This window comes from Pseudomonas sp. REST10 (assembly GCF_029542605.1).
Taxonomy (GTDB): domain Bacteria; phylum Pseudomonadota; class Gammaproteobacteria; order Pseudomonadales; family Pseudomonadaceae; genus Aquipseudomonas; species Aquipseudomonas khazarica.
Genome location: NZ_CP035677.1, coordinates 3856898 through 3882486, shown reverse-complemented (window position 1 = coordinate 3882486; position 25589 = coordinate 3856898). Strand labels below are relative to the sequence as shown.

Here is a 25589-nt window from a genome sequence, read left to right as displayed (position 1 = left end):
CCAAAGATAGGCTACCCCGCAGTCGATCCCGTGGCCGCGGGTTGTTCCTCTACGGGCGCGGCAGGTGCTGTTTCCTCTGTTTCGATAAGTGCCATCAGCGTCCAGCCCGTGCCGGGTGTGAAGGCCAGCGGCTGGGTGGCGATGTGCAGCCAGCCGTTGGGTGCGCGGGCCAGCAGCAGGGTCGCGCGCTTGCCGTACAGCGCTGTGTAGGCATCCCAATCGAAGGTCTCGCTCAGGGTGGTACTGCGGACCTCGTCGCCACGGGCCAGCCGGCTGGCGAATTGAGGATAGCTCAGCGCCTGGCTGCCGATCGCCGTGCCCCGTACTTCATCGCTGCTGCGATGCTTGTCGCTGCGCCTGCCGTCGGCGCTGGTGGGCAGGGTGAAGCGCCGGTTGCTCGGGAAGTCATGGCGGAAATGCATGCAGGCCAGGGCGTTCAGCTCCGCCGACGGCGCCAGTGCCAGCAGGTGGCCGAGGCCGACCAGGTCCAGGTGCGCTTCGGCGTGTTGCGAGGTCGGGTTGCCGAAGTAGGTGGGCAATCCGGCCATGCGCGCGGCGCGGATGTTTTCCCAGCTCGAGTCGGTCAGCAGGACCTGGCTGCCGAGCCCCTGGATGGCCTTGCCCACTGCGCGGGCGACCGGGTTGGCGCCGACGATCAGGAAGCCGCTCGGCGAGGGTTCCGTCACCTTCAGCAGGCGCGCCAGCGGGCGTGCCGTGGCGCTTTGCAGCACCACGGTGCCGATGATGACCAGGAAGGTCAGTGGCACCAGCAGCTGGGCCTGTTCGTTCCCCTGCTGCTCCAGGCGCAGGGCGAAGATCGCCGAGACCGCTGCGGCGACGATGCCGCGCGGGGCGATCCAGGCCAGCAGGGCGCGTTCACGCCAGTTCAGGCTCGAGCCCAGCGTGCAGGCGAGGATATTCAGCGGCCGGGCGATCAGTTGGATCACGGCGAGCAGCACCAGCGTCGCCGGCCCCAGGGCCAGCAGGGCGTAGAGGTCCAGCCGGGCGGCGAGGATGATGAACAGGCCGGAGATCAGCAGCACGCTGAGGTTCTCCTTGAAATGCAGGATCGGGCGGATGTCCACGCCGCGCATGTTGGCCAGCCACATGCCCATGATCGTCACCGCCAGCAGGCCGGACTCGTGCACCAGCAGGTTGGCGGCGATGAAGATGCCCAGCACGGCGGCCAGCGAGGCGAAGTTGTGCAGGTATTCCGGCAGCCAGCGGCGGCGCAGGACGATACCGAAGGCCCAGCCGGCGGCGGCGCCGAGCAGGCTGCCGCAGGCGATCACAGCGGCGAAGGTGCTGAGGCTCTCGCTCAGCGCATTGCCCTCGCCGTAGCTGACGATGAAGGCGAAGGTCACCACCGCCAGCAGGGCGCCGATGGGGTCGATGACGATGCCTTCCCAGCGCAGGATGTTGGCGACTGCCGACGTGGGGCGAACCACGCGCAGCATCGGGGCGATCACCGTGGGGCCGGTCACCAGCGTCAGGGTGCCGAACAGCAGGGCGAGGTCCCAGGCGAAGCCCAGCAGGTAGTGGCTGGCCAGGCTGATCACGGCCCAGGTGAGCAGGGCGCCGAGGGTCACCAGGCGATGCACGACCTTGCCGATCTCGCGCCATTCGGAGAGGTGCAGGGTCAGGCTGCCTTCGAACAGGATCAGGGCGACGGCCAGCGAGATGAAGGGAAACAGCAACGGGCCGAACAGCTCCTGCGGGTCGAGCAGACCCAGCAGGGGGCCGGCGAGAATACCGCCGAACAGCAGGAACAGAATGGCCGGCAGGCGCAGTCGCCAGGCCAGCCATTGGCTGGCCAGTGCCAGCAGGCCGATGCCGCCCAGGCTCAGCAGGATCTGTGTTTCGCTCATCGAATCTCCCTATCTGGTATTTCTGGAAACTGCCTGCGTGGCCATCACTGCGTCGAAAACAGGCGCAAAGTGCTCATTGCATAGCGGGTAGACTGCACGTCTTCGCCTGTTCTTGCCTTGCGCTGGCTGCCTCGCCCACGGCTATGGAGTTGCCCTATCGCGGTGAGGCTGTGGAAAACTAGCGGCACATTTTGTCATGGGTCGTCGATGTCAACGTTAACTCATCCCCTGATCGAGCGCTTCCTCGAGGCGTTGTGGTTGGAAAAGGGGCTCTCCGCCCATACGCAGGCTGCCTATCGCAGCGACCTGGAGCACTTCAACGCCTGGCTGGATGCGCGTGGCCTGGCGTTGCAGCACATCGGCCGCGACGCGATTCTCGATCACCTGGCCTGGCGCCTGGAGCAGGGCTACCAGGCGCGCTCGACGGCGCGCTTCCTGTCCGGGCTGCGGGGGTTCTACCGTTTCCTGCTGCGCGAGACCCTGATCGGCGAAGACCCGACGTTGCAGGTCGACCTGCCGCAGATCGGTCGGCCGCTGCCCAAGTCGTTGTCGGAGGCCGATGTCGAGGCCCTGTTGCAGGCGCCCGATCTGGACGACCCCATCGGCCTGCGCGATCGCGCCATGCTCGAGGTGCTCTACGCCTGCGGGTTGCGGGTCAGCGAGCTGGTGGGCCTGACGCTGGAGCAGGTCAATCTGCGCCAGGGGGTGTTGCGGGTGTTCGGCAAGGGCAGCAAGGAACGCCTGGTGCCGCTGGGCGAGGAGGCCATCGCCTGGATCGAGCGCTACACGCGCGAGGCGCGCCCGCTGTTGCTCGGCGGCAAGCCCAGTGACGTGCTGTTTCCCAGCCTGCGTGGTGAGCAGATGACCCGGCAGACCTTCTGGCACCGGATCAAGCACCAGGCCCGTGTCGCGGGGATCGCCAAGGCACTGTCGCCGCATACCCTGCGGCATGCCTTCGCCACCCACCTGCTCAACCATGGTGCCGATCTGCGCGTGGTGCAGATGCTGCTGGGGCACAGCGACCTGTCCACCACGCAGATCTATACCCACATCGCCCGCGCGCGTCTGCAGGAACTGCACGCCCAGCATCATCCGCGCGGCTGATCGCGGATGAACGAAACCCCGCCGTCGTTGCCGAGGGCGGGGTGCGTTCTGCCGGTGGTTTATTTCAGGCTGTTCTTCAGCGCCTGGGCGGCCTGGTCCATGGCACTGCGTACCGCCGGGACCTCCGCGACCACGTTGAGCAGCCCGTAGTCATGGATCATGCCGTTGTAGCGCACCGAGGTGACCGCGACGCCGGCGGCGTTCAGGCGGCGGGCGTAGGCTTCGCCTTCATCACGCAGCACGTCCATCTCGGCGGTCTGCACCAGTGCCGGCGGCAGGCCCTGCAGCTGTTCCAGGCTGGCGCGCAGCGGCGAGGCGTAGATCTCGTTACGCTGCTTCGGGTCGCTGGTGTAGTTGTCCCAGAACCATTCCATCATGCCGCGGGTCAGGAAGTGGCCTTCGGCGAACTGGTTGTAGGACGCGTTGTTGAAGTTGGCATCGGTGACCGGCCACAGCAGCAACTGGAAGCGCAGCTTCGGTGTGCCGGCGGCCTTCGCCTTGAGGGCGACCACGGCCGCCATGTTGCCGCCGACGCTGTTGCCGGCCACGGCCAGGCGCGAGCCGTCGACACCGATCTTGCTGCCGTTGTCCGCGACCCATTTGGTCGCTGCATAGGCCTGGTTGATCGCGGTCGGGTACCTGGCTTCCGGCGACGGTGTGTAGTCGACGTAGATCGCCGCGGCGCCGGAGCCCACCACCAGGTCACGGATCAGCCGCTCGTGGGTCGGATAGTCACCCAGTACCCAGCCGCCACCGTGGAAGAACATGAAGCCGGGCAGTACGCCGCGAGCGCCTTCGGGACGCACCACCTTGAGGGTGATGGCTTGGCCGTCCACATCGATCGTCCTGGTCTCCACGGTGATGCCGGACAGGTCCACCTTGACGCTGGCCTGGGCGCCCACCAGCACGCCGCGGGCGTCTTTCGGGGCGAGCGTTTCCAGGGGCTGGCCAGCACCTGCGGCCAGTGCGTCGAGGAAGCCCTGGGTGTTGCGTTCCACGCCGGGGCTGCCGGCGGCGAAGCTGTTGCCGATGGCCAGGGCGAGCAGCCCGGCGGTCAGGGTGCGAGAGATGTTCATGGTCAAACTCCTGTCGTTAGGTAGGGCTGCTGGGTTCAGTTCTGGTTGCTGCACACGCTGGACAGCTGTTCGTAGTCGAGGACGTGCACCTCGCCCGCGCTGTTGCGGTAGGTCATCTTCGCCGTCACGACCTCGCACTGCGGGCTATTCGGCACCTCGATGGCGATCACCTTGGCGATATCCAGGTCCTGCCCGTAGCGATAGGGCGTGGCTTGCGCGCCGTGGGCGACGCTGGTCAGCGAGGCGCCAAGCGAGAGAATCGTCAGGGCGATGGCGAACAGGGGGCGGGTTTTCATGCTGCTTCTCCTCTCGGGCAGCGCTCGGGTCCTGGCCGCGAGCGCTGGCTACTGTCTGTCAGACGATGGTCAGGGTGACGTCGATGTTGCCGCGGGTGGCGTTGGAGTACGGGCAGACGATGTGCGCGCGATCCACCAGGGTCTGTGCGGCTTCAGGGGCGAGGCCGGGCAGGCTGATCCGCAGCTCGACCTCGATGCCGAAGCCGGTGGGGATGGCGCCGATGCCTACGGTGCCTTCGATGAAGGTGTCAGCCGGAATGCTCAGCTTGTCGCGAGCCGCGACGAACTTCAGCGCGCCGAGGAAGCAGGCGGAATAGCCGGCTGCAAACAGTTGCTCGGGGTTGGTGCCGTTGCCGCCTGCGCCGCCGAGTTCCTTCGGGGTGGTCAGGGCGATGTCCAGGATGCCGTCGGAAGAGACGGCGCGGCCTTCACGGCCACCAAAGGCTTCGGCGGTTGCACGGTAGAGAACGTTTTCGATGGTCATGGCGGTAATCCTCTTGGGTTGGGGTTGGATGGAGTGGTTCGCCAATGATTTGTGCGCTAACCATTCCATGGGGCGAACTGTATTGCGCAAAAGATTTGCACGCAAGATAAATTTATCGAGTATTTCGCTATATGGATATTCTGCGCAGGAATAAGTGGCGAAGAGGGGCGCGTAAAATGCCCGTGTGCTGCTGGCGCGTGCGCCGTCTGTTAGCTGTTCGGCTGTCTGCGATGCCATCTGTGGTAGGCTGTTGCGATTTTCACCGGTCCGTCGTTCGACAGGAGTGTTCATGTCCCTGACCCGTATTTCCGCTGCCCTGGCGCTCATGCTGGGCGCTGGCGTCTCGATGGCTGCAGAACCTGACCAGGCCATTCGTCAGGCGCTGAAGTCGCTCGACGCCAACTTGCCGATCGAAGCCATTGCCGAGAGCCCGATGTCGGGCATCTATCAGGTTCAGCTGGAGGGTGGGCGGCAGCTCTACACCAGTGCGGACGGCCAGTTCCTGATCCAGGGCTATCTGTTCCAGGTCAAGGATGGCAAGGCGGTGAACCTCACCGAGATCGAAGAGAGTCGTGCGGTGGCCAAGCAGATCAATGCCATTCCGGCCAAGGAAATGGTGGTGTTCGCGCCCAAGGCGCCGAAAACCCATATCACCGTGTTCACCGACACCGATTGTGGCTACTGCCAGAAGCTGCACAGCGAAGTGCCGGAGCTCAATCGCCTGGGCGTCGAAGTGCGCTACGTGGCCTTCCCGCGCCAGGGCCTGAACAGCCCGGCAGCCAAGGAGCTGGCCAGCGTCTGGTGCAGCAAGGATCGCCAGGCGGCGATGAACCTGGCCAAGACTCGTCAGGCGGTGCCGGAGGCGGACTGCGACAACCCGGTGGCCAAGCAGTATCAGCTGGGCCAGATGATCGGTGTCAACGGTACGCCGGCCATCGTGCTGGCCAACGGCAAGATGATTCCGGGTTACCAGCCGGCGCCGCAGCTGGCCAGGATCGCCCTGGAGTCGAACGATTGAGTGCGGATTGACTAACAAACAGCCGCTTCGTAATGTGCGGCTCTTTTCGGCGGCCGGGGCTTGCTCCGGCCGTTTTATGCAGTGCTGATGGGGATATAGAGCGTGAAGCCGGTCAAAGTGGGTATCTGTGGGCTGGGGACCGTAGGTGGCGGTACTCTGAATGTACTCAAGCGCAACGCCGAGGAAATTACCCGGCGTGCCGGTCGCGGCATCGAGATTGCCCAGATCGCCATTCGTTCGCCCAAGCCGCAATACGACACGACCGGTATCCAGATCACCCGTGACGTCTTCGAGCTGGTCAACAACCCGGACATCGATGTGGTCGTCGAGCTGATCGGCGGCTACACCCTGGCCCGCGAGCTGGTGCTCAAGGCCATCGACAACGGCAAGCACGTGGTCACCGCGAACAAGGCGCTGATCGCCGTACACGGCAACGAGATCTTCGCCCGTGCCCGCGAGAAGGGCGTGATCGTCGCGTTCGAGGCGGCGGTTGCCGGTGGCATTCCGGTGATCAAGGCGATTCGCGAAGGCCTGGCGGCCAACCGCATCAACTGGCTGGCCGGCATCATCAACGGCACCGGCAACTTCATCCTCACCGAGATGCGTGAGAAGGGGCGTGCCTTCGAGGACGTGCTCAAGGAAGCGCAGGCGCTGGGTTATGCCGAGGCCGATCCGACCTTCGACGTCGAAGGTATCGACGCCGCGCACAAGCTGACCATCCTGGCCTCCATCGCCTTCGGCGTGCCGCTGCAGTTCGACAAGGCCTATACCGAAGGCATCACCCGGCTGACCACTGCCGACGTGAACTATGCCGAGGCACTGGGCTATCGCATCAAGCACCTGGGTGTCGCCCGTCGCACCGAGGCCGGCATCGAGCTGCGCGTGCACCCCACGCTGATCCCGGCGGACCGCCTGATCGCCAACGTCAACGGCGTGATGAACGCGGTGATGGTCAATGGCGATGCCGTCGGCAGCACCCTGTACTACGGTGCCGGCGCAGGCATGGAGCCGACCGCCTCGGCGGTGGTGGCGGACCTGGTGGACGTGGTGCGTGCCCTGACCACCGACCCGACCAATCGCGTGCCGCACCTGGCGTTCCAGCCTGACTCGCTGTCCGATCACCCGATCCTGCCCATCGAGCAGTGCGAGAGCGCCTACTACCTGCGTATCCAGGCCAAGGATCACCCGGGTGTGCTGGCGCAGGTGGCGAGCATCCTCTCCGAGCGTGGCATCAACATCGAGTCGATCATGCAGAAGGAAGCCGAGGAGCAGGACGGCCTGGTGCCGATGATCCTGGTGACTCACCGTGTGATCGAGGCGCGCATCATCGACGCCATCGCTGCCATGGAAGCGCTGGACGGCGTGACGTCGCCGGTCATGCGCCTGCGTGTCGAGCAGCTCAACTAACAGTAGCTGCAAGCGCCAGGTCTCAAGCTGCAAGCGGAGCGCTGCTTCTCTTGTGGCTTGGGGCCTGTAGCTTGTCGCTCAAACCGAAGGTTTGAAATACATGCGCTATATCAGTACTCGCGGCCAGGCGCCGGCCCTGAATTTCGAAGACGTGCTGCTGGCCGGCCTGGCCAGTGATGGTGGCCTCTACGTGCCGGAGAACCTGCCGCGCTTCACCGTAGAGGAAATCGCCTCCTGGGCGGGCTTGCCGTACCACGAGCTGGCGTTCCGCGTGATGCGCCCGTTCGTGGCGGGTTCCATCGCCGATGCCGATTTCAAGAAGATCCTCGAAGAGACCTACGGTGTCTTCGCGCACAGCGCCGTGGCGCCGCTGCGCCAGCTGAACGGCAACGAGTGGGTCATGGAGCTGTTCCACGGTCCGACCCTGGCGTTCAAGGACTTCGCCCTGCAATTGCTCGGTCGCCTGCTCGACCACGTGCTGGCCAAGCGTGGCGAGCGCGTGGTGATCATGGGGGCGACCAGTGGTGATACCGGTTCCGCTGCCATCGAAGGCTGCAAGGCCTGCGACAATGTCGACATCTTCATCATGCACCCGCACAACCGGGTGTCCGAAGTGCAGCGTCGGCAGATGACCACCATCCTCGGCGAGAACATCCACAACATCGCCATCGAAGGCAACTTCGACGACTGCCAGGAGATGGTCAAGGCCAGCTTCGCCGACCAGGGCTTCCTCAAGGGCACCCGTCTGGTTGCGGTCAACTCGATCAACTGGGCGCGGATCATGGCCCAGATCGTCTACTACTTCCACGCCGCGCTGCAGCTCGGCGCGCCGGCGCGTTCGGTGGCCTTCTCGGTGCCGACCGGCAACTTCGGCGACATCTTCGCCGGTTACCTGGCGCGCAACATGGGTCTGCCGGTCAGTCAGCTGATCGTCGCCACCAACCGCAACGACATCCTGCACCGCTTCATGAGCGGCAATCAGTACGTCAAGGAAACCCTGCATCCGACCCTGTCGCCGTCGATGGACATCATGGTCTCGTCCAACTTCGAGCGGCTGCTGTTCGACCTGCACGGTCGCAATGGCGCCGCCATCGCCGGTCTGATGGACAGCTTCAAGCAGGGTGGCGGCTTCAGTGTCGAGGAAGATCGCTGGGTCGAGGCGCGCAAGCTGTTCGATTCGCTGGCGGTGAATGATGAGCAGACCTGTGAAACCATCACCGAGGTGTACAAGGAGTGCGGCGAGCTGCTCGATCCGCACACGGCCATCGGCGTGCGCGCAGCGCGTGAGTGCCGTCGCAGCCTGGCTACGCCGATGGTGGTGCTGGGTACCGCGCACCCGGTCAAGTTCCCCGAGGCGGTGGAGAAGGCCGGTATCGATGCGGTTCCGGCGTTGCCGGCGCACCTGGCCGACCTGTTCCAGCGCGATGAGCGTTGCACCGTGCTGGCCAACGACCTGAAGGTCGTGCAGCAGTTCGTCGCGGCGCATGGCAATCGCGGCAAGCCGCTCTGAGTCGTCTGTCAGTATGCAACCGGCGCCCCAGTGGCGCCGGTTTCGTTTGGGCCTGGCTCAGAGGCTGAAGATCAGCACCAGCAGCGCCGTCAGGGCGATCAGCGTCAGCCAGATCAGGGCATTGAGGCGGCTGGCGCGGAGGATGGCGGCGCCGCGCAGGTGGACGGGAGGGTTGTCCTCCAGATACTGGTCGATGCGGCGTTCGGCCTCCTTCTGGTCGGCCGCCAGGTATTCGCTGAGCAGGTCGATGGCGGCCTGGCGCTGCTCGGCATGCAGCAGCTGGCGTACGGCGGGTGGCAGTTCGTTCATGCTGCTGTCGCTCTCCTGTGCGGGTCGGTTGGGGTCATAACTGCGACCGGGTTAGCGCTTTTTTCCGTGCGCCCTGCGTGTGGCTGAGGTTTAATTCGACACGTCGCGAATGGATGCGTTCTAGCCCGATCATGGATGAGTCCTGGCCCCTGCCTCTTTTCTTTTCGTTCCCGTCTGCTGATCGGCTCGTTTCGTGCCGAGGATGACGCCTGCGCGTTCGCCTGACGAACGGCATCACATTTATCACATGTAATCACTTTACGACTCACATGTAAGGGTCTAGGCTGTTGTTCATGGAAAGCAAATCATCAGCCCATTACCAGCGTCTTTATCGTCAGCGCCTGCGCGAGCAGGGGCTGGTGAAGAAGGAAGTCTGGATCTTGCCCGAGCACGCACCGCTGCTGGTTGCGTTCGAGCGCAAACTACGCCAGCCGCAGTCGACGCTGGTTCCGATGGAGAAGGAGGAGGATATGAGCATGCCTCAGGTTTGGACCGCCAAGGCGCTGCATGAGGCGCTGGCGGCAACGGAGTTGTTCCAGAGCGGGCAGGCCGGCATCGAGCTGATTCAGGGCGCCGACGCCAGTCTGCACATCACCATGCGCGAATATGGCGACCTGCCGCTGTTCGTTGCCGTGTTCGGCGAACAGATCATCGTCGAGGCGCTGCTCTGGCCCGCGGCGGACGTGAAGGACGTCGCTGCTTTCAACGAGGAAGTGCTGCGCACCCACAAGCTGTTCCCGCTGTCGTCCATCGGCCTGGAGAAGATGGTCGACGGGCGCGACTGCTACACCATGTTCGGCGCACTGAGCTCCTACTCCACGCTGTCCGATGTGGTGTTCGAGATCGAGTTGCTGGCGGACAACGTGATCAAGGCCACCGAAGCCTACGAAGGCTTCCTCAAGACCGGCGCCTGAGAGGAGAGTATCCATGAACGTCTGGAGCAAATTGCTGACCGCGCTGCGTGGCGGCGCCAACGAGATGGGCGAGGCCGTGGTCGATAGCCAGGCCCTGCGTATTCTCGACCAGGAAATCCGCGACGCCGACAGCGAGCTGCGCAAGTCCAAGGAAGCCCTCGCCGAGATCATGGCCAAGCACAAGCTGGCCAGCGACAAGGTGAGCAAGAGCGCAACCAGCATCGCCGAGTACGAGCAGTACGCTCTCAAGGCGCTGGAAGCGGGCAACGAGACCCTGGCCAAGGAAGTGGCCGAGAAGATCGCCAACCTGGAGGTCGAACAGGCCAGCGAGCGTGAGCAGGCCGAAGGCTTCGCCGCCAGCGTCGCGCAACTGCGCAAGGCCGTGAGTCAGGCCGAGGGCAACATCAAGCGCCTCAAGCAGCAGGTGGATACGGTCAAGGCCACCGAAAGCGTGCAGAAGGCGCAGATGGCCGTGGCCCAGCGCTACGGCGGTTCCCAGGCCAAGCTGCAGACGGCGGTCGAGTCGCTCGAGCGCATCAAGCAGAAGCAGGCCGAGCGCGGCGCGAAGATGGAAGCCTCGGCGGAACTCGCCGCCACCAGCGCGCCGGACGACTCGCTGGAAGCCAAGCTGCGAGCTGCGGGCATCAAGGCCGACAGCGCCAGTGCCGACAGCGTGCTGGCGCGCCTGAAGGACAAGTCCAAGGCCTGATCGAGGCTGCATGAACCGGCAGGGGCGAGTGATCGTCCCTGCCGTATGGATTCAGGACAAGGAAAACCATGGAACTCTTCCTGCAGACCGCGCTGTCGTTTCCCACTGCCATCTACAGCTTCCTGCTGTGCGTGGCGGTCATCTATTGGCTGGTGGTCGCGGCCGGCCTGCTTGATATCGACCTGCTCGACATCGAGGCCGACTCGGTGATGGAGGGCGGCGCACAGACCGAAGGCCTGGCGGGGCTGCTGTACAAGCTCAAGCTCGACGGCGTACCGGCCACGCTGGTGCTGACCCTGCTGTTCTTCTTCGCCTGGTTCGCCTGCTACTTCATCGAACTGTGGCTGCTGCGTCACCTGCCGCTGGGCATCCTGCGCTATCCGCTCGGCCTGGTGGTGATCGTCGCCTCCTTCCTCCTGGCGGCGCCGCTCTGCGCGGCCATCTGCCGGCCGTTGCGCCCGCTGTTCCAGAAAGTCGAGGCGATCAGCAGCAAGTCGGTGCTGGGTCAGGTGGCGGTGGTCCGCAGCGGCAAGGTCACCGAGCGTCACGGCGAGGCGGTGCTGGAAGACGGCGGCGCGGGGCTGATCCTGCGTGTGCGCGCCGACGAGGCACTGGGCTTCAAGCGCGGCGACCGCGTGGTGCTGCTGGAGTACCTGGTTGCCGAACATGCCTACCGGGTCATCACCGAAGAAGAGTTTCGAGGCGTATAGCGTCTGCCGACAATCCGTACGTCACACAGGGCTGGCAGGGTAGGGCATCGCCGAACCTGTCTGCACAATTAGCAAAGGAGTACAGCTGTAATGGAAAACCTCATTCCCTTCATCGTCGGGGCGGGGCTGGTCGTTCTCTTCGTGATCGCCCTGATCGCGCTGTTCAAGGCGTTCTACATCAAGGTTCCGCAGGGCACCGCGCTGATCGTCAACGACATGAGCTCGACACCCAAGGTGCACTTCACCGGTTCCCTGGTGTACCCGGTGATCCACCTCAAGGAGTTCATGAAGATCTCCCTGATCACCCTGGAAGTGGACCGTCGCGCCAAGGACGGTCTGATCTGCCGTGACAACCTGCGTGCCGACATCACCGTGGCCTTCTACCTGCGCGTCAACGAGACCCAGGAAGACGTGCTCAAGGTGGCCAAGGCCATCGGTGTCGACCGTGCCTCCGATCGTGGCGCGGTCAACGAGCTGTTCAATGCCAAGTTCTCCGAGGCGCTGAAGACCGTCGGCAAGCAGTTCGACTTCGTCCAACTGTTCGAGAACCGCCAGGATTTCCGCGACCGCATCGTCGAGGTGATTGGCAACGACCTCAACGGTTACGTGCTGGAAGACGTGGCGATCGACTACCTGGAGCAGACTTCCAAGGTGTCGCTGGACCCGAGCAACATCCTCGACGCCGAGGGTATCCGCAAGATCACCGAGCTGACCGCTGCGCAGAACGTCATCACCAACGAGCTCGAGCGCAACGAAGAGCTGGCGATCAAGAAGAAGAACGTCGAAACCCGCGAAGCGACCCTGTCGCTCGAGCGTCAGCAGGCCGATGCCGAGGCGCGGCAGAAGCGCGAGATCGAAACCATCCGCGCCCGTGAGGAAGCCGAGACCCTCAAGGTCCGTGAAGAAGAGCGCCTGAAGGCCGAGCAGGCGCGCATCCAGACCCAGCAGGAGCTGGACATCCGCGCCGAGAACCATCAGCGCGAAGTGGAAGTGGCGCAGCAGAACCGCCAGCGTGCCGTGGTCATCGAGGTGGAGAAAGTCACCCGTGCCAAGGACCTGGAAGTGGTGGCCCGCGAGCGCGAAGTCGAACTGCAGCGCATCGAGAAGGAAAAGGCGCTGGAAGAAGAGCGCAAGAACATCGCCGGTGTGATCCGCGAGCGCGTGGCGGTCGAGAAGACCGTGGCCCAGGAAGAAGAACGCATCAAGGAAGTACGCGAAGTGTCCGAGGCCGAGCGCCTCAAGCAGGTTACCGTACTCAATGCCCAGGCCGAGGCCGAGCAGGAGCTGGTGCGTCAGGTCAAGCAGGCCGAAGCCGACGAGGCACGTTCCAAGCACAAGGCGGTCGAGATCAACACCCTGGCCCAGGCCGAACTGGAAGCGGCCTCCAAGAGCGCCGAGGCCAAGAAGAAGCTGGCCGAAGGGGTCGAAGCCGAGCGTGCCGCGCCCGGCCTGGCCGACGCCAAGGTGCGCGAAGTCACCGCCGCCGCGAAAGAGAAGGAAGGCCTGGCCGAGGCTCGCGTGCAGGCTGAGCGCCTGATCGCCGATGCCAAGGGCGAGCAGGAAAAAGGTCTGGCCGAAGCCCGTGTGCTGGAGGCGCAAGCCTCGGCGAAGGAGAAGGACGGTCTGGCCGAAGCCAAGGTGCTGGAGGAGAAACTCTCCGCCCAGGCACGCGGCGAGGAGCAACTGGGTCTGGCCAAGGCCAAGGCGACCAAGGAACAGGGTTCGGCCGAAGCCGCGATCCTGCTGGAGCGCCTCAGCGCCGAAGCCGAAGGTCTGGGCAAGAAGTTCGGTGCGCTGGATTCGCTCAGCGACGCGGCACGCGCTCACGAAGAGTTCCGCATGCAGCTGGAGAAGAGCTTCGAAGAGGCCATGGCCGCCATCGACGCCAACAAGGACATCGCCAAGGACCAGGCCGAAGTGCTGGCCGCAGCCATGGCCAAGGCGAAGATCGAGATCGTCGGCGGCGAGGGCGACTTCTTCAACTCCTTCGCCAAGTCGCTGTCGGTGGGCAAGGCCATCGAAGGTGTGGTCGGCAAGAGCCCGGTGGTGCAGGACGTGATTTCCCGCCTGCTGGCCGGCAAGGCCGCATCCGCCGCGCCGGTCGTCGCCCCGAGCGCTGGTTCGGAGCAGGCCTGATAGCAGGGTGGGCGACGCGCAGCATGTCCACCGCTTGCATCGCCAAAGGTGGACAGAAAGCGTTGTCCACCCTGCCGACCATCCATTCATTGCTAGGTCCGGTGGGAGGTGCTTGAGCGGCGATTTTCGCGGCTCCAGCCATCCCGCGGCCCTATCGTTCGACCAATCAGGGACTACGCAATGTCAGAATCAAGAGACTATCTGGAGATGACCTTTCGCTCGATCCAGCGCTTCAGTAACGACGGCCGCCTGGATGCGCAGGAGCTCAAGAGTCTGCTGGAGATCGCCGAGCGCGATGGCGTGATCGACGACAACGAAGTACGGGTGCTGCGCAAGATCATCGCCCAGGTACGCCCCGAGGAAATCGACGCGGCGCTGCGCGACAAGATCGCCATCGTCGAGCAGAAGATCGGCGCGTAACCCACCGGGTGGCTTGCCCACCCGCAGTGTGGCCCTCACCGGCGCACTACGCATTTCTCAGCAGCCTCAGCGCACTGCGCGGGTGAGGCTGCTCGATGCCGCATATCCAGGAAGAACACGATGTCGGACGTACAGACACAGGACGTATTGGACAAGGCCGTCGCCGAGGGCGGCGCCTACGAGGTGCTGCACAAGCGCCTGCAGGAGCAGGGGCAGCGCCTGCGCGGGTTGACCGAGGCGCTCAATGGCCAGCGCCTGGCCGAGTTCGGCAGCAGTGCGATGGAGGCCATCGGCCGGGTCCGCATCCGCACCGAGAACAACTGCATCGCCCGCGATATCGTCCAGGTCGGCGAGTGCCTGCTGTTCGGCTACAACGTGTTCCTCGGCCTGAAGAAGGAAACCACGATCTCCGACGTGTTCTCCCTCTACCGGCTGGTGCAGGGCGCGGAAGGCTTCGATGCCGAGCCGGTGTCCCTGGAGGGCTCCTTCCTGGCGCAGGCCAGCTTCGTTGCCGACTTCAACGAGCTGTACACCTATTACAAGAACACCCGTCTGCTGCAACTGGCGATTCGCGATGGCAAGCTGCTGGCGAGCTTCCAGATCGGTGAACGGGTCAGCGACATCCGTGTGTTCCGCTGGTCGATCTCCACCGACGGCAAGGAAGTTCGCTACATCGATAACCGTGGCGAGCGCGATATCGCCCTGCCGGCGCCGTTCGATTTCGAATGGCAGAAGACGTCCCGCGAGATGGCGGTTACCGGCCGCCATCCGCACATGAACATCCTCGACACGGTATTCGTCGAAACCGTCGGTGGCGACCTCACGATCAAGGTCGAGAACAACACCCAGGACGGCCTGGGCATCTACCGCGAAGCCGTCGTGGACAAGACCCAGTCGCTCGACGACGCGCAGATCGAATACGCCCGCCTGGGCAGCCTGATCCTGCTCAAGGTGCTGCCTTACCGCGAGGAGCAGTGGCGCTACCTGGTGTTCAACAGCCTGACCAACCAGGTCGAGCGCATCGACGCCATCGGCCTGGCCTGCGTACAGCTGCCGGAAGATCACGGCATCATCTTCCCCGGCGGCTACTACCTGCAGAGCGGCGAGTACAAGACCTTCGAACAGCCCATGGACGGCATGCGCTTCAAGCGCTCGGTCCGCTCGCCCAACGGCGAGGACGTGCAGTACATCTTCTACCACCCGGAGGAAGGTCGTTCGGCGCTGTTCACCTACAACATGATCAAGCGTCAGCTGCACAACCCGATCTTCGGCCACGGCTACGCGCGCCTGGAGGACGGGCGCATGGTGATCTTCTCCGCCGAGGGCAGCGAGCCGACCCGCATCCATCCGATGCAGATCTGGCAGACGCCGTTCGAGAGCGACGACTACGCGGCTCGCCAGCCGGCGCGCAGCGGCTTCTTCGGTCGTATCGGCAATGCCGAGCTGGTGCGCGGCGTGTCCGACCTGCTCAACCTGAGCCGCGAGATCGACAGCCGCGAAGTGTCGGTGGCGCGCTACACCCAGCTGTGCCAGAACACCCGTCGCCTGTTCGACGTCTACCACTGGCTGGGTGACGCCCAGTGCGCCGAACTGGCGCCGCTGCTGCGCGAGGTGGCCGCCACCTCCGAACTGGTGCTCGACGAGTTCGAGAAGGTCGAGAGCATTCGCCAGCAATCGGCCCGTGCCATGACCGAGGCCGAGACGCGGCAGAAGAGCCTGCTCGCCGGCCTGCTGGTCGACAGCTGGGACGAGGTGCAGCATTTCGTCGAGGCGCTGAATGCCATCACCGCGCAGCGCGGCCAGCTGCTGACTATCCGTGACTACCGCTACATCGACGTGGCGCGCATCGACGCCATGGAAGCCGAGTTGCTCGAAGCGCAGGAGCGCGTGGCGGCGGCCACTTCGAACTTCCTCGCCAGCGACGCGGCCCTGCAACCCTATGTGCAGCGCCTGGGTGAACTCGATGGCCAGGCGCAGAAGGCCGAGAGCGTCACCCAGCTGAACGAGCCGCTGGTCGAGATGCAGGCCATGGCCGGCAACCTGGACATGCTGTCGAGCCTGATGGCGTCGTTGAAGATCGACGATGCCACCCAGCGCACCCGCATCGTCGAGTCGATCTCCGAGGTCTATGCCCACCTCAACCAGGCCAAGGCGCGTGCCGAACAGCGGCGCAAGGGGCTGGGCTCGGCCGAGACCGTGGCGCAGTTCGGTGCTCAGTTCAAGCTGTTCAGCCAGGGCATCACCAACGCCCTGGCGCTGGCGCAGGACCCGGAGAAGTGCGACGAGCAGCTGTCCCGCCTGCTGGTGCAGCTGGAAGAGCTGGAAAGCCAGTTCGGCGATCACGAGGAATTCCTCAGCGACATCCTGGGCAAGCGCGAAGAACTGCTGGAGACTTTCGAGTCGCACAAGCAGAGCCTGCTCGATGACCGTCAGCGCCGTGCCCAGGGCGTGCTCGACGCCGCCCAGCGCATCCTCGACAGCCTGGGCCGGCGCACCGCGCGCCTGACCCAGATGGAGGAGCTCAACGCCTTCTTCGCTGCCGACCCGCTGATTCTCAAGCTGCGCGAGATGGCGGAGCGCCTGCGCGAGCTCAAGGACAGCGTCAAGGCCGATGACGTCGAGGCGCGCCTCAAGGGCGCCCGCGACCAGGCCGTGCGTGCCCTGCGCGACAAGAGCGAGCTGTTCGAAGAGGGCGGCAACGTCATCAAGCTCGGCCCGCGCCACCGTTTCAGCGTCAACACCCAGGAACTCGACCTGACCCTGATGCCGCGTGGCGATGGCCTGTACCTGCATCTGACCGGCACCGATTTTCTCGAGCCGCTGCGCGACGAGACGCTGGAAGGCCTGCGTGACTACTGGCAGGTGTCGCTGGAGTCCGAGTCGCCGTCGCTGTACCGCGCCGAATACCTCGCCGGGCTGGTGCTCGACGCCGCCGTGGCTGGCCGTGAAGGGCTCAGCCTGGACCTGCTCAAGACTCACCTGGCGCAGCCGCAGAGCCTGACCCGGTTGATCCGCGACTTCGCCGCCCCGCGCTACAAGGATGCCTACGAGAAGGGCATCCACGACCACGATGCGGCGCTGATCCTCAGCCAACTGCTGCCGCTGCGCGAAAGCGCCGGCCTGCTGCGCTTCGCGCCCACCGCGCGCGGGTTCGCCGCGCTGTTCTGGAACCGCTGGGGGGCGGACATCGAGGCCGAACTGTGGCCGGAGCATGCACGCAGCAGCCTGCACCTGCGTCAGCTGTTCGGCAGCAGCGATGGTGTCCGCCGCCTGCAGGACGAAATCGATGCGGCGATGCAGCGCTTTCTCGCCCAGCATCCGCTGCCGGTCGATGCCACGCAGCGTCAGCAGGCGGCGGCCTATCTGATCGAGGAGCTGGCGGCCAAGCCCATCGAGTTCACCTTCAGCAAGTACGCCCGCCAGCTGCTCGACACCCTGCAGCAGCGCATGCAGGCCAGCTACGTGTGGGACGACTACCGCGCTGCCCTCGACAATCTGCGCGGCCGCCCGCAGCAGCGCTGGTCGCTGGTGCAGACCTGGCTCGATGGCCTCTGCGCGCAGGACGAGGCCCTGCGCGAGCTGCTCGACTACGTGCCCGAGGCGATCGCCATCAGCCTGCTCGATGACGATTTCCCCCGGCGTTTCACCGAGGTCGACCTGCGCTTCAGCGTCAGCGGCCTGCTCGGTGACCATCCGCGTCTGCAGGATGCGACCCTGGTGCTGGCCATCGACGATTACTTCGCCCGCCTGCAACAGCATCTGGAGCACTTCGTGCCGCAGCTGCAGCGCTACCAGACGCTGCGTCAGGAGGTCATCAACCGCGAGCGCGAGGCGCTGCGCCTGGCCGAGTTCAAGCCACGGCCGCTGTCGTCGTTCGTGCGCAACAAGCTGATCAACGACGTCTACCTGGGCTTCATCGGCGACAACCTGGCCAAGCAGATGGGCACCGCCGGCGAGAACAAGCGGACCGACCTGATGGGCCTGCTGATGCTCATCTCGCCGCCGGGTTACGGCAAGACCACCTTGATGGAGTACGTGGCGCACCGCCTGGGTCTGATCTTCATGAAGGTCAACGGTCCGGCGCTGGGCCATGAGGTGCGCTCCATCGATCCGGCGCAGGCGCCGGACGCCACCTCGCGCCAGGAGCTGGAAAAGCTCAACCTGGCGCTGGAGATGGGCAACAACGTCATGCTCTACGTCGACGACATCCAGCACACCCACCCCGAGTTCCTGCAGAAGTTCATCTCGCTGTGCGACGGCACCCGGCGCATCGAAGGCGTGTGGAAGGGCAAGACCAAGACCTACGACATGCGCGGCAAGAAGTTCTGCGTGGTGATGAGCGGCAACCCCTACACCGAGTCCGGCGAAGTCTTCAAAATTCCGGACATGCTCGCCAACCGTGCCGACATCTACAACCTGGGCGACACCCTGGGCGGCATGCAGGAGGCCTTCGCGCTGTCCTACATCGAGAACAGCCTGACCTCCAACCCGGTGCTGGCGCCGCTGGCCACCCGCGACATGGCCGATGTCTACCGTTTCGTCGCCAAGGCCGAGGGCAAGCCGTTCTCTGCCAATGAACTGAGCCACACCTACAGCGCCGCCGAGATCAACGAGATTTCCTCGACTCTGCAACGCCTGATGCAGGTGCGCGACGTGGTCGGCCGGGTCAACCAGCAGTACATCGTCAGTGCCGCGCAGGCCGACCAGTACCGTACCGAGCCGCCGTTCAAGCTGCAGGGCAGCTACCGCAACATGAACAAGATGGCGGAGAAGATCAGCTCGGTGATGAACGATGGCGAGTTGCTGCAGTTGATCGCCGACCACTACCAGGGCGAGTCGCAACTGCTCACCACCGGTGCCGAAGAGAACCTGCTCAAGCTCGCCGAGCTGCGTGGCAATCAGACGCCCGAACAGGCCGAGCGCTGGGCGCAGATCAAGCGCGACTTCATGCGCAACAAGGCCATGGGCGGCAGCGACAGCGATGTCGGTGGCCGCGTGGTGGCGCAGCTCAACGACCTGGTGGAAAGCGTGCGTGGCCTGGGCGCCGGCAAGCCGGCGGCCGAGGCGCCCAGCGTGCCCTGGGAGCAGCTGCTGGCGGGGTTGGACAACCTCGGCAAGCTGCGGCCACAGGTGGAAGTGGTTGCACCTGCGCAGCCGGGCACGCAAAAATTGCTCGAGAACCTGGCCGACAGCCTGGAAAACAGCTTCCTGCCGCTGATCAAGGCGATGGACAAGAAGATCGACATCGATTTGCGTACGCACAACCGCATGCTGGAAATATCCACCCAACTGCGCGACCTCGGCACGCTGCTCGGACACGAGCAGCGCAGCGATGTCGCGGATGACGAGGCGCCGTGAGGCGAGGCTGGCTGGTTGAGCTGCGTCCGCTGCTGCTGATCAGTGGTGCGATGCTGCTGCTGCAACTGGCCAACAGCGCCCTTGGCGGCGCCCTGAACGTCTGGGGCCTGGTGCCCCGGCATGTCGAGGCATTGCCGGGCATTCTCTTCGCGCCCTGGCTGCACGGCAGCTGGGCGCACCTGCTCAGCAACCTCAGCGGCCTGCTGGTGCTGGGCAGCCTGGTGCTGTTGCGCTCACGGCGCGACTTCCTGTTCTCCAGCGCCTTCATCATCATCGGCAGCGGCCTGCTGGTCTGGGTGTTCGGCCGTACCGGCCTGCACATCGGTGCCAGTGGCTGGCTGTTCGGCTTCTGGGGCCTGTTGCTGGCGCGCGCCTGGTTCGAGCGCAGCCTGCTCGACCTGCTGCTGGCGGTACTGGTGTTCTTTCTCTATGGCGGCTGGTTCTTCGGCTTGTTGCCGCGTGCCGGCGTTTCTTTCGAATATCACCTGGCGGGAGCGTTCTGCGGCGTTTGTTACGCCGCCATGAGCCGCCGCCGTCTCACTCGATGAAAAGGACTTTGCATGGACTTCAACCATCTCGATCAGCAACTGCGTGACAGCCTCGCCGACCTGCGTCTGAGCAACGAGGAGCGCGACGAACTGCGCCAGCTGGGCAGCGAGCTGAGCAGCGACCAGGTGCGCTTCATGCGCAACCGCGCCTTCGCCCTGGCCCGTGAGCTGATGCGCGAGCCGACCAATGTCGAGCCGGTGCTGAAGTGGCTGGAGCAGGTGATCAAGACCCTCGACAGCGTCGGCAGCGCTCCGCGCGTGGAGCATGCTACGGCGCACTTCAGCCCGGGCGAGAGCTGCCGGCGCAAGATCCGCGACCTCTGCCGCCAGGCGCGCAAGAGTGTGGAGATCTGCGTCTACACCATCTCCGACGATCAGCTCAGCGAAGAGGTGCTCGCCTGTCATGAGCGCGGCATCGCGGTGCGGGTGATCAGCGACAACGAAAAGCAGTTCGATGCCGGCAGCGACATCCAGCGCCTGCGTGACAAGGGCGTGCCGCTGCGCATCGATGCCGGTCCCTTCCACATGCACCACAAGTTCGCCCTGTTCGACGGTCGTCTGCTGCTCAACGGCAGCTTCAACTGGACCCGCAGCGCCAGTACCAGCAACGAGGAAAATCTGCTGGTGATCGACCATCCGCAACTGGTGGCGGCCTACAGCCGCGAGTTCGAGATGCTCTGGACGCGTTACGCAGACAACTGATGACTCAGCCTCACGCCCAACGGCTTCTCGGTTTCTACCGCAGTTGCTACCTGGCCGACAGCCGCGACCTGGACCTGGACAACGTTGCCAGGTTGCCCGGCAAGCGCTGGGCCTGGCTCGACGGGGACGAGGAACTGGCCAGCGGCGGTGTGCCGCTGCTGCCGCTGTCGGCCGAGCTGGGCCGGGAGCTGGCCGAGGCGCAGACGCTGTACCAGCGTGAGCTGCAACTGATCTACGGCGTGCTGCCGATCTGTGGTCGCCAGCAGCTGGACGGCGGCGCATCGCGGGCCATCTGCGGTCCCCTGATGTATTACGAGGCCAGCCTGCAGCCGACTGCCGATGGCCAGGCCCAGTTGCTGGTCATCGATCCGCAGCAGGTGCGTGGCAACTGGCGTCTGCTGCGCAGCCTGTTCGACGAAAGTGGCGCGGACAGCCTGGACGGCCTGCCGTTGCCCAGCGGGGTGCTGGACGCCACGGCACTGGGCCAGTTGCTCGCCTGGGTGGCGCGCCATACGCAGGTGCGTGAGGTCAGCGAGGCGGCGGGCTTCCCCCGGCTGGTCGACGGCGAGGCGCTGGCCAAGGCCCAGCGCCGGCGCAGCCTGTCGTTGCAGGCGGGCGCCTTTGTCGCCCTGGTGCCGCGTGGCAGTGGCAGCCGTGGCATCGCCCATGAGCTGCAGTTGCTGCAGGAGGCGCAGCAGCTGTCGCCGGCCCTGCTGCAACTGCTCGGCGAGGCACCGGACGCGCCCTTGTCCGTGGCCGCGAGCACGCCGCAGCGCCTGCCGGCCCAGCTCAGCCTGGCGCAATGCCGCGCGCTGGACAATGCCGCGCGCCATTGCCTGAGCCAGATCTCCGGCCCGCCCGGCACCGGCAAGAGCTACAGCCTGGCGGCGCTGGCGCTGGATCGTTACCTGCAGGGCGAGAGCGTGCTGCTGGTCAGCCGCAGCGCCCAGGCCGTGCGGGTCATCGCGCAGAAGCTGCGTGAGGACTTCGGCCTGCGCGAGGGTATCCTGGAGGGCGATGGGCAGAGCCTGCGCCAGGCCTTGCGCGACCGCCTGCAGCGCATGCTGCAGGGCGAGATTTCCGATGTCAGCGACCAGCTCGAGGCGCGCCAGCGCAGTGAACTGGAGGTGCTGACCCAGGCCGAGCGCCGCCTTTCCGGCGACTTCGTGGCCCGCTGCGAGCAGGCCGTGCGTTGGAGCCGTCTGCTGCTGCGCGCCGAGCGCGGCAGCCTGGCCTTCTGGCGCCGCTGGCTGCAGGTGCCCTGGGTACGCAGGCGGGTCGGCAGCAGCGTGCGTCCCTGGGCGTTGCTGGACGAGCTGCGTGAATGTCAGCGGCGCCGTCAGCAGCTCAGCCGCGAGCACCTCAACAGCCATCACAGCCTGGCACTCAAGCGTCTGCTGATGACCGACCGCAGCCTGTTCGTGCGCTACAACCAGGCCATCCGGGCGCGCAATTCGCAGCGCCAGCTGGCGCTGTTCGAGGGCATCGATCCGGCGCGCCTGCTGGCCGCGTTCCCGATCTGGGTGGTGACGCTGGACGAGCTGCACCGCCTGCTGCCGTTGCGCGCCGGGTTGTTCGACGTGATGGTGATGGACGAGGCGACCCAGTGCGACATCGCCTCGGCGCTACCGGCCTTCCAGCGCTGCAAGCGCGCGGTGGTGACCGGCGACGCGCGCCAGCTGCGGCATATCTCCTTTCTCTCCCGCGTGCGCGAGGCGCAGCTGCTGCAGCGTGCCGGGCTGCAGGCGGACGAGCGCGAGGCCTGGAGCTACCGCGACAACAGCGTGCTGGACCTGGTCGGCCTGCAACTGGCCAGCCAGGACGCGGTGGTGTTCCTCGACGAGCACTTCCGCAGCCGCCCGGCGCTGATCCGTTTCAGCAACGAGCTGTTCTACGACCGGCGCCTGCGGGTGATGAAGGAACGTCCCGGTGGCGACACCTGCGACAGCCTGCAACTGCTGCGCGTCGAGGGCGCACGCGGGCGCAACGGGGTCAACGAGGCGGAGGTCGAACGGGTGCTGGAGTTGCTGCGCGAGCATTTCGATACCTACCGGGACAGCCCGCTCAAGCCCAGCGTTGGCGTGCTGTCGCCGTTTCGCGACCAGGTCGAGCGTATCCGCGAGCGCATTGGCGAGAGCATGCCGCTGGAGCAGTTGCGCGCGTTTCGCTTGCTGGTGGACACGCCCTACGGCTTCCAGGGCGAGGAGCGCGACCTGATGATTCTCAGCTTCGCCATCGACGTCGAGTCCACCCAGGCGGCCCACTACCTGAACCGCGCCGACCTGTTCAACGTGGCCATCACCCGCGCCCGTGAGCGCCAGGTGCTGCTGTTCAGTGGTGACGAACACCAGTTGCCGGCCACCCATCTGCTGCGCCGTTACCTGGAATTTCAGCAGCAACCGGCGGTCAGTTTGCAGGCAGGGGCCATCGACGTCGCCCGCCAGGATCTGTGCCAGGCGCTCGAAGCGCAGGGCGTCGGGGTGTGGAGCCACTACCCGCTGGCCGGACAGGTGCTGGATCTGTTCTGCCGACGCGGCGACAGATGCCTGGCCATCGACCTGATCGGTTTCCCTGGCGAGGGCGAAGGCTTTCTCGAACTGGAGCGCTACCTGGTGCTGGCCCGCGCCGGTCTTGAAACCCTGCCGCTGAGCTACGGTCTCTGGCAGGAGGCGCCGGACCAGGCCGTGCAGGCGGTGCTGGCGAGGCTCTGAGGCGCCGCTTTGCGGATGCGTCGTCGTGGCGTCGCTTGACGCGTGCGGCGATCGTGGCCTAGGCCTTTGGTAGACCAACACTGTGCCGGGGGGCTCATGACACTGCGCAATGCTGTTCAACTGATCACCTATCCCGACCGCCTGGGGCGCAACCTGGGCGAGCTCTATCAACTGCTCGATCGGCACCTGGGCGATGCCCTGGGCGGCGTGCATATCCTGCCGCTGTATCCGTCCAATGCCGACGGTGGCTTCTCGCCGCTCACCCACATGGAGGTGGACCCGCGCTACGGCGACTGGGCGGATGTCGAACGCATCTCCGCGCGTTTCGACCTGTGCGTCGACCTGGTGATCAGCCATATCGCCGACGAGTCACCGGAGTTCCTCGATTTCGTCTCGCGCGGCCAGGACTCACCCTACGCGGAGCTGTTCGTGCAGGTCGACAGCCTCGGCGAGATCAGCCATGACGACCTGGCCAAGATCCATATCCGCAAGGAGAAGGAGCCGTTTCGCGAGGTGCGGCTGGCCAACGGCGAGACCTGCCGGGTCTGGTGCACCTTCACCGAACGGCAGATCGACCTGAACTACGATTCGTCGCGGACCTACCAGCTGATGGAGCAGTACATGGCCTTCCTCGCCGCGCGCGGGGTCAAGCTGTTCCGTCTGGACGCCTTCGGCTACACCACCAAGCGCATCGGCACCAGCTGCTTCCTGGTGGAGCCGAACGTCTATCGCATCCTCGAATGGTTTCGCGAAACCGGGGCCAAGTACGAGACCGAGATGCTCCCGGAGGTGCACGACCATATCAGCTACCAGTACGCCATCTCGCGCCGGCAGATGCGCCCCTATGCCTTCGCCTTGCCGCCGCTGGTGCTGCATGCCTTGCTCACGGGGAGCAGCCGCTACCTCAAGCACTGGCTGCGCATGTGTCCGCGCAACCAGATCACCGTGCTCGATACCCATGACGGCATCTGCATTCCGGATGTCGAGGGCATGTTGCCCGAGGCGCAGATCCAGTACCTGGTCGACGAGATCTCGACGCGCAGCGCCGACCCGATCCTGCGCCGCTCGGCGGTGAACGTGCACAGCGTGGGCGCCATCTATCAGCTGACCTGCACCTTCTACGAGGCGCTGATGCGCAACGACGAGGCCTACATTGCCGCACGGGCCATGCAGTTCTTCACCCCCGGCATCCCGCAGGTGTACTACGTCGGCCTGCTCGCCGGCTGCAACGATTTCGATCTGCTCGAACGAACCGGCGAGGCCCGCGACGTCAACCGCCACTACTACAGCGTCGAGGAGGCCGAGCAGGCCTTGCAGCAACCGCTGGTGCAGCGCTTGCTGGCGCTGATGCGTTTCCGCTGCCGGCACCCGGCCTTCGAGGGGCGTTTCGAGCAGAACTATTCGGCGGATGACCAACTGCTGCTGGCCTGGCGCCATGGCGAGCATTACTGCCGCCTGCACCTGGACCTGAGCAGCCTGCAGGCGAACATCGAGTACAGCGACGAGCAACGAGGGATCTGCCACATGACCTGCTGAAGGTCGGCGGGGGCCATGCTTTCGCGATAGACTTGCGCTCTTTCGACCAGCCAAGAAGCCCGCCATGGCCCTGCCATCGACCACCTACAAGATCGACCTGAACCTCACCGACATGGATCGCAGCGTCTACCAGACCCTGCGTTTCACCGTCGCCCGCCATCCTTCGGAGACCGAGGAGCGCCTGGCCGCGCGGTTGATCGCCTATGCGCTGTTCTACGACGAGCAACTGGCCTTCGGCCGTGGTCTGTCGGACGTCGACGAGCCGGCGCTGTGGGAGAAGAGCCTGGATGATCGCGTGCTGCACTGGATCGAGGTGGGGCAACCGGACAGCGAGCGCATCACCTGGTGCTCGCGGCGTACCGAGAAGTTCAGCCTGGTGGCCTACGGCAACCTGCGCGTGTGGCAGGGCAAGTGCCTCGACCCGGTGCGCAGCCTGAAGAACATCAACGTCGTGGCCCTGGGGCAGGAGGCGCTGGCCGAGCTGTCGCTGGACCTGCCGCGCTCGCTCAGCTGGAGCGTGATGATCAGCGATGGCGAGCTGTTCGTCACCGACGAGCGCGGCCAGCACGAGATTCCGCTGGAGTGGTTGGCCGGCCAGCGCTGAGCGCTGTAGGGTGGACGAACGGTCTTTTCGTCCAGCACAACGCGTGTGTGGGGTGGATGGATGCAGCGTCGCCCACCCTGCGCATCAGCCCGGCGAGTGTCGAGCCGTAGCCCGGATGCGATCCGGGGCCGCCCCTACCCAATGTCCGGACTGCATCCGGGCCACATCT

20 protein-coding genes are annotated in these 25589 nt (G+C 65.2%); 15 read left to right on the top strand and 5 right to left on the bottom strand.

Annotated elements, in window-relative coordinates; translation table 11 throughout:
* Positions 1-11 precede the first annotated feature (11 nt).
* Entirely contained in the window at positions 12-1868 is a 1857-nt protein-coding gene (locus EWH21_RS18245; RefSeq protein WP_175252772.1) for a sodium:proton antiporter, read from the bottom strand.
* A 207-nt stretch (positions 1869-2075) separates the two neighbouring features.
* Here EWH21_RS18245 and xerD point away from each other — a divergent pair, with 207 nt between their 5' ends.
* Complete coding sequence (gene xerD, locus EWH21_RS18240) at positions 2076-2972, top strand: site-specific tyrosine recombinase XerD (RefSeq protein ID WP_037049426.1); 897 nt, start codon at positions 2076-2078, stop codon at positions 2970-2972.
* Between the two features lie 59 nt (positions 2973-3031).
* On the opposite strand, the gene EWH21_RS18235 is transcribed toward xerD, so the two are convergent.
* From EWH21_RS18235 to EWH21_RS18225, 3 genes are read right to left on the bottom strand one after another with little or no spacing between them, the layout of a single operon-like run.
* The gene (locus EWH21_RS18235; protein ID WP_152489399.1) at positions 3032-4048 is read right to left on the bottom strand and encodes an alpha/beta hydrolase; all 1017 of its coding nucleotides are present in this window, start codon (positions 4046-4048) and stop codon (positions 3032-3034) included.
* A gap of 35 nt (positions 4049-4083) precedes the next feature.
* The gene (locus EWH21_RS18230; protein WP_277699001.1) at positions 4084-4344 is read right to left on the bottom strand and encodes a DUF2790 domain-containing protein; all 261 of its coding nucleotides are present in this window, start codon (positions 4342-4344) and stop codon (positions 4084-4086) included.
* Between the two features lie 58 nt (positions 4345-4402).
* Positions 4403-4828 carry an organic hydroperoxide resistance protein gene (locus EWH21_RS18225; protein WP_036994554.1) on the bottom strand — a complete coding sequence of 142 codons (426 nt, stop codon included), beginning with the start codon at positions 4826-4828 and terminating at the stop codon, positions 4403-4405.
* Positions 4829-5117: 289 nt separating this feature from the next.
* Between EWH21_RS18225 and EWH21_RS18220 the strand changes: the two genes are divergently transcribed.
* From EWH21_RS18220 to thrC, 3 genes are all read left to right on the top strand, one after another.
* A complete protein-coding gene (locus tag EWH21_RS18220; RefSeq protein WP_047589945.1) occupies positions 5118-5846 on the top strand; it encodes a thioredoxin fold domain-containing protein in 729 nt (242 codons plus the stop codon).
* A 102-nt stretch (positions 5847-5948) separates the two neighbouring features.
* A complete protein-coding gene (locus tag EWH21_RS18215; RefSeq protein ID WP_037049416.1) occupies positions 5949-7253 on the top strand; it encodes a homoserine dehydrogenase in 1305 nt (434 codons plus the stop codon).
* A 100-nt stretch (positions 7254-7353) separates the two neighbouring features.
* Positions 7354-8763 (top strand): threonine synthase, encoded by a 1410-nt coding sequence (gene thrC / locus EWH21_RS18210; protein ID WP_277699000.1) that lies wholly within the window; start codon positions 7354-7356, stop codon positions 8761-8763.
* A gap of 57 nt (positions 8764-8820) precedes the next feature.
* Here the strand turns inward: thrC and EWH21_RS18205 are convergent, their stop codons facing one another.
* A complete protein-coding gene (locus EWH21_RS18205; protein ID WP_277698999.1) occupies positions 8821-9072 on the bottom strand; it encodes a hypothetical protein in 252 nt (83 codons plus the stop codon).
* A gap of 293 nt (positions 9073-9365) precedes the next feature.
* On the opposite strand from EWH21_RS18205, the gene EWH21_RS18200 reads away from it, so the two are divergent.
* The 11 genes from EWH21_RS18200 to EWH21_RS18150 all read left to right on the top strand — a co-directional run bounded on the left by EWH21_RS18200 (position 9366) and on the right by EWH21_RS18150 (position 25420).
* Positions 9366-9986: a YjfI family protein gene (locus EWH21_RS18200; protein ID WP_277698998.1), complete on the top strand. Its 621-nt coding sequence runs from the start codon at positions 9366-9368 to the stop codon at positions 9984-9986.
* A gap of 13 nt (positions 9987-9999) precedes the next feature.
* Positions 10000-10695, top strand: coding sequence for a PspA/IM30 family protein (locus tag EWH21_RS18195; protein WP_037049412.1), 696 nt, complete (start codon positions 10000-10002; stop codon positions 10693-10695).
* 68 nt (positions 10696-10763) lie between these two features.
* A complete protein-coding gene (locus EWH21_RS18190; RefSeq protein WP_037049409.1) occupies positions 10764-11405 on the top strand; it encodes an OB-fold-containig protein in 642 nt (213 codons plus the stop codon).
* 90 nt (positions 11406-11495) lie between these two features.
* Positions 11496-13541, top strand: a complete 2046-nt coding sequence (locus tag EWH21_RS18185; RefSeq protein WP_277698997.1) for a flotillin family protein — start codon at positions 11496-11498, stop codon at positions 13539-13541.
* A 180-nt stretch (positions 13542-13721) separates the two neighbouring features.
* Positions 13722-13961 carry a hypothetical protein gene (locus EWH21_RS18180; protein ID WP_277698996.1) on the top strand — a complete coding sequence of 80 codons (240 nt, stop codon included), beginning with the start codon at positions 13722-13724 and terminating at the stop codon, positions 13959-13961.
* A gap of 120 nt (positions 13962-14081) precedes the next feature.
* Positions 14082-19319 carry a DNA repair ATPase gene (locus EWH21_RS18175; RefSeq protein ID WP_277698995.1) on the top strand — a complete coding sequence of 1746 codons (5238 nt, stop codon included), beginning with the start codon at positions 14082-14084 and terminating at the stop codon, positions 19317-19319.
* Positions 19316-19867 carry a rhomboid family intramembrane serine protease gene (locus EWH21_RS18170; protein ID WP_277698994.1) on the top strand — a complete coding sequence of 184 codons (552 nt, stop codon included), beginning with the start codon at positions 19316-19318 and terminating at the stop codon, positions 19865-19867. The genes EWH21_RS18175 and EWH21_RS18170 overlap by 4 nt, the downstream gene beginning before the upstream one ends.
* 12 nt (positions 19868-19879) lie before the next feature.
* Complete coding sequence (locus EWH21_RS18165) at positions 19880-20569, top strand: phospholipase D-like domain-containing protein (RefSeq protein ID WP_037049398.1); 690 nt, start codon at positions 19880-19882, stop codon at positions 20567-20569.
* A complete protein-coding gene (locus EWH21_RS18160) occupies positions 20569-23280 on the top strand; it encodes an AAA domain-containing protein (protein ID WP_277698993.1) in 2712 nt (903 codons plus the stop codon). The genes EWH21_RS18165 and EWH21_RS18160 overlap by 1 nt, the downstream gene beginning before the upstream one ends.
* A gap of 96 nt (positions 23281-23376) precedes the next feature.
* A complete protein-coding gene (gtfA, locus tag EWH21_RS18155) occupies positions 23377-24816 on the top strand; it encodes a sucrose phosphorylase (protein ID WP_277698992.1) in 1440 nt (479 codons plus the stop codon).
* A 64-nt stretch (positions 24817-24880) separates the two neighbouring features.
* Positions 24881-25420 (top strand): YaeQ family protein, encoded by a 540-nt coding sequence (locus EWH21_RS18150; RefSeq protein ID WP_037049391.1) that lies wholly within the window; start codon positions 24881-24883, stop codon positions 25418-25420.
* The last annotated feature ends 169 nt before the right edge of the window (positions 25421-25589 follow it).

Bases quoted from the DNA above. Each gene is read 5' to 3' on its own strand.
- EWH21_RS18175 (WP_277698995.1), top strand. From the start codon at position 14,082: ATGTCGGACGTACAGACACAGGACGTATTGGACAAGGCCGTCGCCGAG.
- xerD (WP_037049426.1), top strand. From the start codon at position 2,076: ATGTCAACGTTAACTCATCCCCTGATCGAGCGCTTCCTCGAGGCGTTG.
- EWH21_RS18225 (WP_036994554.1), bottom strand. From the start codon at position 4,828: ATGACCATCGAAAACGTTCTCTACCGTGCAACCGCCGAAGCCTTTGGT.
- EWH21_RS18180 (WP_277698996.1), top strand. From the start codon at position 13,722: ATGTCAGAATCAAGAGACTATCTGGAGATGACCTTTCGCTCGATCCAG.
- EWH21_RS18200 (WP_277698998.1), top strand. From the start codon at position 9,366: ATGGAAAGCAAATCATCAGCCCATTACCAGCGTCTTTATCGTCAGCGC.
- EWH21_RS18235 (WP_152489399.1), bottom strand. From the start codon at position 4,048: ATGAACATCTCTCGCACCCTGACCGCCGGGCTGCTCGCCCTGGCCATC.
- EWH21_RS18165 (WP_037049398.1), top strand. From the start codon at position 19,880: ATGGACTTCAACCATCTCGATCAGCAACTGCGTGACAGCCTCGCCGAC.
- EWH21_RS18160 (WP_277698993.1), top strand. From the start codon at position 20,569: ATGACTCAGCCTCACGCCCAACGGCTTCTCGGTTTCTACCGCAGTTGC.
- EWH21_RS18245 (WP_175252772.1), bottom strand. From the start codon at position 1,868: ATGAGCGAAACACAGATCCTGCTGAGCCTGGGCGGCATCGGCCTGCTG.
- EWH21_RS18230 (WP_277699001.1), bottom strand. From the start codon at position 4,344: ATGAAAACCCGCCCCCTGTTCGCCATCGCCCTGACGATTCTCTCGCTT.
- EWH21_RS18190 (WP_037049409.1), top strand. From the start codon at position 10,764: ATGGAACTCTTCCTGCAGACCGCGCTGTCGTTTCCCACTGCCATCTAC.
- thrC (WP_277699000.1), top strand. From the start codon at position 7,354: ATGCGCTATATCAGTACTCGCGGCCAGGCGCCGGCCCTGAATTTCGAA.
- EWH21_RS18185 (WP_277698997.1), top strand. From the start codon at position 11,496: ATGGAAAACCTCATTCCCTTCATCGTCGGGGCGGGGCTGGTCGTTCTC.
- EWH21_RS18220 (WP_047589945.1), top strand. From the start codon at position 5,118: ATGTCCCTGACCCGTATTTCCGCTGCCCTGGCGCTCATGCTGGGCGCT.
- EWH21_RS18205 (WP_277698999.1), bottom strand. From the start codon at position 9,072: ATGAACGAACTGCCACCCGCCGTACGCCAGCTGCTGCATGCCGAGCAG.
- gtfA (WP_277698992.1), top strand. From the start codon at position 23,377: ATGACACTGCGCAATGCTGTTCAACTGATCACCTATCCCGACCGCCTG.
- EWH21_RS18150 (WP_037049391.1), top strand. From the start codon at position 24,881: ATGGCCCTGCCATCGACCACCTACAAGATCGACCTGAACCTCACCGAC.
- EWH21_RS18195 (WP_037049412.1), top strand. From the start codon at position 10,000: ATGAACGTCTGGAGCAAATTGCTGACCGCGCTGCGTGGCGGCGCCAAC.